Here is a 5,266-nt window from a genome sequence, read left to right on the forward strand (position 1 = left end):
GGAGCATCACGTTGAATCAGCAAGACTTGTCCGCCTTTCTCTGGTCCGTCGCCGACTTGCTCCGGGGCGACTACAAGCAGTCCGACTATGGCAAGGTCATCCTTCCCTTCACCGTCCTGCGCCGCATCGACTGCGTCCTGGCGCCGACCAAGGAGGCGGTCCTGGCTGAATACAAGCTCAGGAAGGAGCAGGGCATGCCGCCTGCGCCCTTCCTGCGCAAGGCCTCGGGGCAGTCCTTCTACAACGCCTCGCGCTTCGACCTCGGCAAGCTCATGGGCGACCAGGACAACATCGCCCTGAACCTGCGCGCCTACATCCAGGGCTTCTCGCCCGAGGTGCGCGACATCTTCGACCATTTCGAGTTCGACACCCAGATCGACCGGCTGGCGAAGGCGGGGCTTCTCTACCTCGTCACCGAGAAGTTCGCCAAGGCGCCGCTCCACCCCGACCGGGTCACCAACCACCAAATGGGCCTCGTTTTCGAGGAACTGATCCGCCGCTTCGCCGAACTCTCGAACGAGACCGCCGGGGAGCATTTCACCCCGCGCGAGGTGATCCGCCTGATGGTCAACCTCATCTTCGTCGAGGATGACGCAGCGCTGTCGAAGCCCGGCGTGGTGCGCACGATCTACGATCCCACCGCAGGGACCGGCGGCATGCTCTCGGTCGCCGAGGAATACCTGACGGACATGAACCCCGCGGCTTCGGTCGCACTCTCGGGGCAGGAGCTGAACCCGGAATCCTACGCCATCTGCAAGGCCGACATGCTGATCAAGGGGCAGGATGTCGGCAACATCGCCTTCGGCAACACGCTCTCGGACGACTTCCACCCGGGCGAGACCTTCGACTACATGCTCTCGAACCCGCCCTTCGGCGTCGAATGGAAGAAGGTCGAGAAGGTCGTCCGCGCCGAGCACGAGAGACAGGGCCACGCCGGCCGCTTCGGCCCCGGCCTGCCGCGGGTGTCAGACGGCTCGCTCCTCTTCCTCATGCACCTGCTGTCCAAGATGCGCCCCGCCGCGCAGGGCGGCTGCCGCTTCGGCATCGTGCTGAACGGCTCGCCCCTCTTCACCGGCGGCGCGGGATCGGGCGAGAGCGAGATCCGCCGGCATGTGCTGGAAAGCGACCTCGTCGAGGCGATCGTGGCACTTCCCACCGACATGTTCTACAACACCGGCATCGCGACCTACGTCTGGATCCTGACCAACCGGAAGCCCGAGGCCCGCAAGGGCAAGGTCCAGCTGATCGACGGCTCCGGCTTCTGGCAGAAGATGCGAAAGAGCCTCGGCTCGAAGCGCAAGCAGATGGGCGATGCCGACATCGCCACGATCACGAAGCTCTTCGGCGACTTCACCGAGGCCGAGCTGGCGCGCGTCTTTGATGCTGCCGGCAAGGAGGTCGGCACCGTCGTCGTGACCGCAGGCGAGACCCCGCCGGCGCCGCCCGAAGGCGGCTGCGTGAAGCTGGCGCCCCTGTCGCGCATCCTGCCGAACGAGAGCTTCGGCTACCGCACGATCACGGTCGAGCGGACGTTGCGCGACGATCAGGGCCGGGTGGTGCTGGGCCAGAAGGGAAAGCTGAAGGGCAAGCCGCAGCCCGACCCCGCCTTGCGCGACACCGAGAACGTGCCGCTGACCGAGGATGTCGCGGCCTATTTCGCACGCGAGGTCCTGCCCCACGCGCCCGATGCCTGGATCGACCCCGAGAAGACGAAGGTCGGCTACGAGATCCCCTTCAACCGGCACTTCTACGTCTTCGAGCCGCCCCGTCCACTGGTCGAGATCGACGCCGATCTGGCCGAGGTGACGGCGCGGATACAGGCGATGCTGGCGGGGCTTTCGGCATGAGGCGCTATTCGGCCTACAAGGACAGTGGGGTGGAATGGCTGGGGGAGGTGCCGGAAGGGTGGGAGGTTGTGCCGCTGAAACGTGTGGCATCGATCCGATATGGCATCGGCGAACCCCCGGCCTATCAGGAGACCGGCACGCCTCTCATACGCGCGACCAATGTCGATGCCGGAACCATTTCCGTGGATGGTCTCGTTTTTGTTAATCCAGCGGATATCCCACCTGCCCGCATCCTTTGGCTCGCGCCAGGCGACATAATCGTCGTCCGAAGCGGCGCCTACACCGGGGACTCAGCCATCATTCGGGAGGAACATTGCCCTGCCATAGCGGGGTTTGACATGGTCGTCACACCGAAGGGCGCCGACCCAGACTTTCTGCAATACGCCTTGTTGAGCGCGCAGGTAAAGGTTTTCCAGCTTGATCTTCTTCGGATGAGGGCTGCACAACCTCACCTCAATTCACAGGAGTTGGGAGATTGCGGCATTCCCCTCCCCACGCTCTCCGAACAACAGGCCATCGCCGCCTTCCTTGACCGGGAAACGGCGAAGATCGACGCGCTGGTGGAGGAACAGCGGCGGCTGATCGCGCTGTTGGCCGAGAAGCGTCAGGCCGTCATCAGCCACGCCGTCACCCGCGGCCTGAACCCCGACGCCCCCCTCAAACCCTCGGGCATTGACTGGCTCGGGGATATTCCCGAGGGGTGGGAGGTGGTGCCGACGGGCTACCGGTATGAAGTCCAACTGGGGCGTATGCTTAACGAAGCGCGATCTTCAGGTGACGACATGCGGCCCTACCTTCGGGTTTTTGACGTTCAGTGGGGGCAAATCAACGTCGACGATCTGCCGCTAATGGACTTCCCGCCAGAGGCAAGATCGCGTTATCGGCTGCGATCGGGCGATCTTCTCGTTAACGAGGGCGGCAGTTATGTCGGGCGCTCCGCGATTTGGCGAGGAGAGCTAGAAGAGTGCTACTATCAAAAGGCTCTGCATCGCCTTCGCCCGCGTAACACAAACAAAGACACGGCCGAGTTCTTCTATTACGTCATGGACATGGCAACCCGGCGAAACGTGTTTATTGCAGGCGGCAATCAGACGACGATTGACCACTTGACGGCGGAACAACTACGCGGTCACAGGTTCGCTTTCCCGCCTATGGATGAACAGTTGACAATTGCCGATTATCTGGCGGAAGAGTTGCCGAAACTCGACGCCCTCACCTCCACCGCCACCAGCGCCATCACCCTCCTGCAGGAACGTCGTGCCGCGCTAATCTCGGCGGCGGTGACCGGCAAGATCGACGTGCGAGACCTTTCCTCCCAATCCCTTCCCGAATGCCTGGAACCCGCGTGACATGGCCACCCACAAGGAAATCGGCTTCGAGGAGGTAATCTGCGCCCATCTCGCCTCGCAGGGCTGGCTCTATTCCGACGGGGACGCGCAGCACTATGACCGCACCCGCGCGCTCTTCCCCGCGGATGTCGCAGCTTGGGCCGAGGCCACGCAACCGAACCCCTGGGCGGAGGCTGTGGTCAAGCATGGCGAGGCGGCGATCCTCGACCGGCTGCGGAAGCTTCTGAACGAGCGCGGCACGCTCGAGGTGCTGCGGCGGGGGATCGACATCGTGGGCCTCAAGGCCCCGCTCGCCCTCGCCCAGTTCCGCCCCGCCATGGGCATGAACCCCGAGATCACCGCCCGCTATCACGCGAACCGGCTGCGGGTGGTGCGGCAGGTGCGCTATTCGGTGGCGAACGAGAAATGCCTCGACCTCGTGCTGTTCCTGAACGGCATTCCGGTGGCGACGGCGGAGCTGAAGACCGACTTCACCCAAGGCGTGCAGGACGCGGTCGACCAGTACCGTTTCGACCGCATGCCGCACGAGAAGGGCCAGGCGCCGGAGCCGCTCCTCTCCTTCCCCGGCGGCGCGCTGGTGCATTTTGCGGTCAGCGACAGCGAGGTAATGATGACGACCCGGCTCGAGGGGCCGGGCACGCGCTTCCTGCCGTTCAACAAGGGCGACCACGGCGCCAAGGGCAACCCGGTGAACCCGCTGGGCCACCGCACCGCCTATCTGTGGGAGGAGATCTGGGCGCGCGACAGCTGGCTCGAGATCCTCGGCCGCTACATGGTCGGCACGCGCGACGCGAAGAAGGCGCTGACGGGGATGATCTTCCCGCGCTTCCACCAGCTTGATGCCACGCGCAGGCTGCGGGCGGCGGTGCTGGAGGAAGGCCCGGGCGGGAAATACCTGATCCAGCACTCGGCGGGCTCCGGCAAGACCAACTCGATCGCCTGGACGGCGCATCATCTGGCCGACCTGCACGACGCGGCGGACGCGAAGGTGTTTTCCTCGGTGGTGGTGGTGTCGGATCGCACCGTGATCGACACCCAGTTGCAGGAGGCGATCTTCGCCTTCGAGCGCACGACCGGCGTGGTGGCGACCATCACCAACGACAGCGGCGCGAAGAGCGGCCAGCTGGCCGAGGCGCTGGCGGGCGGCAAGAAGATCGTGGTCTGCACGATCCAGACCTTCCCGTTTGCGCTGAAGGCGGTGCAGGAGCTGGCCGCGACGACCGGCAAGCGCTTCGCGGTGATCGCGGACGAGGCCCATTCCAGCCAGACCGGCGAGGCGGCTTCAAAGCTGAAGCAGGTGCTTTCGGCCGAGGAACTGGCGGCGGTGGCGGATGGCGGCGAGATCGGCACCGAGGACATCCTCGCCGCGCAGATGGCCGCGAAGGCGTCGAGCGCGCGCATCAGCTTCGTGGCCTTCACCGCGACGCCCAAGGCCAAGACGCTGGAGTTGTTCGGCCGCCGTCCCGATCCCTCGGCGCCCGCCGGGCCGGGCAACCTGCCGGCGCCCTTCCACGTCTATTCGATGCGGCAGGCGATCTAGGAGGGCTTCATCCTCGACGTGCTGAAGAACTACACGCCCTATTCGCTGGCCTTCAAGCTGGCGAGCGACGGGCGGGAGCTGGACGACAAGGAGGTCGAGCGGAGCACCGCGCTGAAGTCGCTGATGGCTTGGGTGAAGCTGCACCCCTGGAACATCAGCCAGAAGGTGGCGATCGTGGTCGAGCATTACCGCGCGATGGTGATGCCGCTGCTCGAGGGCCGGGCCAAGGCGATGGTGGTGGTCGAGAGCCGGAAGGAGGCGGTGCGCTGGCAGCTGGCGATGCAGAGCTACATCGCCGAGAAGGGCTATCCGCTCGGCACGCTGGTTGCGTTCTCGGGCGAGGTGAACGACCCGGAAAGCGGCCCCGACCCGTTCTCCGAGACCAGCAAGGCGCTGAACCCGGGGCTGAAGGGCGACATCCGCGAGACCTTCAAGGGCGCCGGCTTCCACGTGCTGATCGTGGCGAACAAGTTCCAGACCGGCTTCGACCAGCCGCTTCTCTGCGGGATGTACATCGACCGGCGGCTGGC

3 protein-coding genes and 1 pseudogene are annotated in these 5,266 nt (G+C 65.1%); all 4 read left to right on the forward strand.

Annotation, left to right across the window (positions count from 1 at the left end; genetic code table 11):
* The coding region (locus tag FG154_RS20005) for a type I restriction-modification system subunit M (RefSeq protein ID WP_342779094.1) at positions 1-1,847 on the forward strand (1,847 nt) is incomplete at its 5' end.
* Positions 1,844-3,196 carry a restriction endonuclease subunit S gene (locus FG154_RS20010; RefSeq protein ID WP_145111805.1) on the forward strand — a complete coding sequence of 451 codons (1,353 nt, stop codon included), beginning with the start codon at positions 1,844-1,846 and terminating at the stop codon, positions 3,194-3,196. The genes FG154_RS20005 and FG154_RS20010, both read left to right, overlap by 4 nt.
* A 1-nt stretch (position 3,197) precedes the next feature.
* Entirely contained in the window at positions 3,198-4,736 is a 1,539-nt protein-coding gene (locus FG154_RS20015) for a type I restriction endonuclease (protein WP_246100480.1), read from the forward strand.
* Positions 4,737-4,754: 18 nt separating this feature from the next.
* Positions 4,755-5,266, forward strand: a pseudogene (locus FG154_RS21625) (type I restriction endonuclease subunit R); the annotation flags it as partial.

This window comes from Cereibacter sediminicola (assembly GCF_007668225.1).
GTDB classification, from domain to species: Bacteria; Pseudomonadota; Alphaproteobacteria; order Rhodobacterales; family Rhodobacteraceae; genus Cereibacter_A; species Cereibacter_A azotoformans.

Coding starts and splice junctions, on each gene's coding strand:
- FG154_RS20010 (WP_145111805.1), top strand. CDS start 1,844: ATGAGGCGCTATTCGGCCTACAAGGACAGTGGGGTGGAATGGCTGGGG.
- FG154_RS20015 (WP_246100480.1), top strand. CDS start 3,198: ATGGCCACCCACAAGGAAATCGGCTTCGAGGAGGTAATCTGCGCCCAT.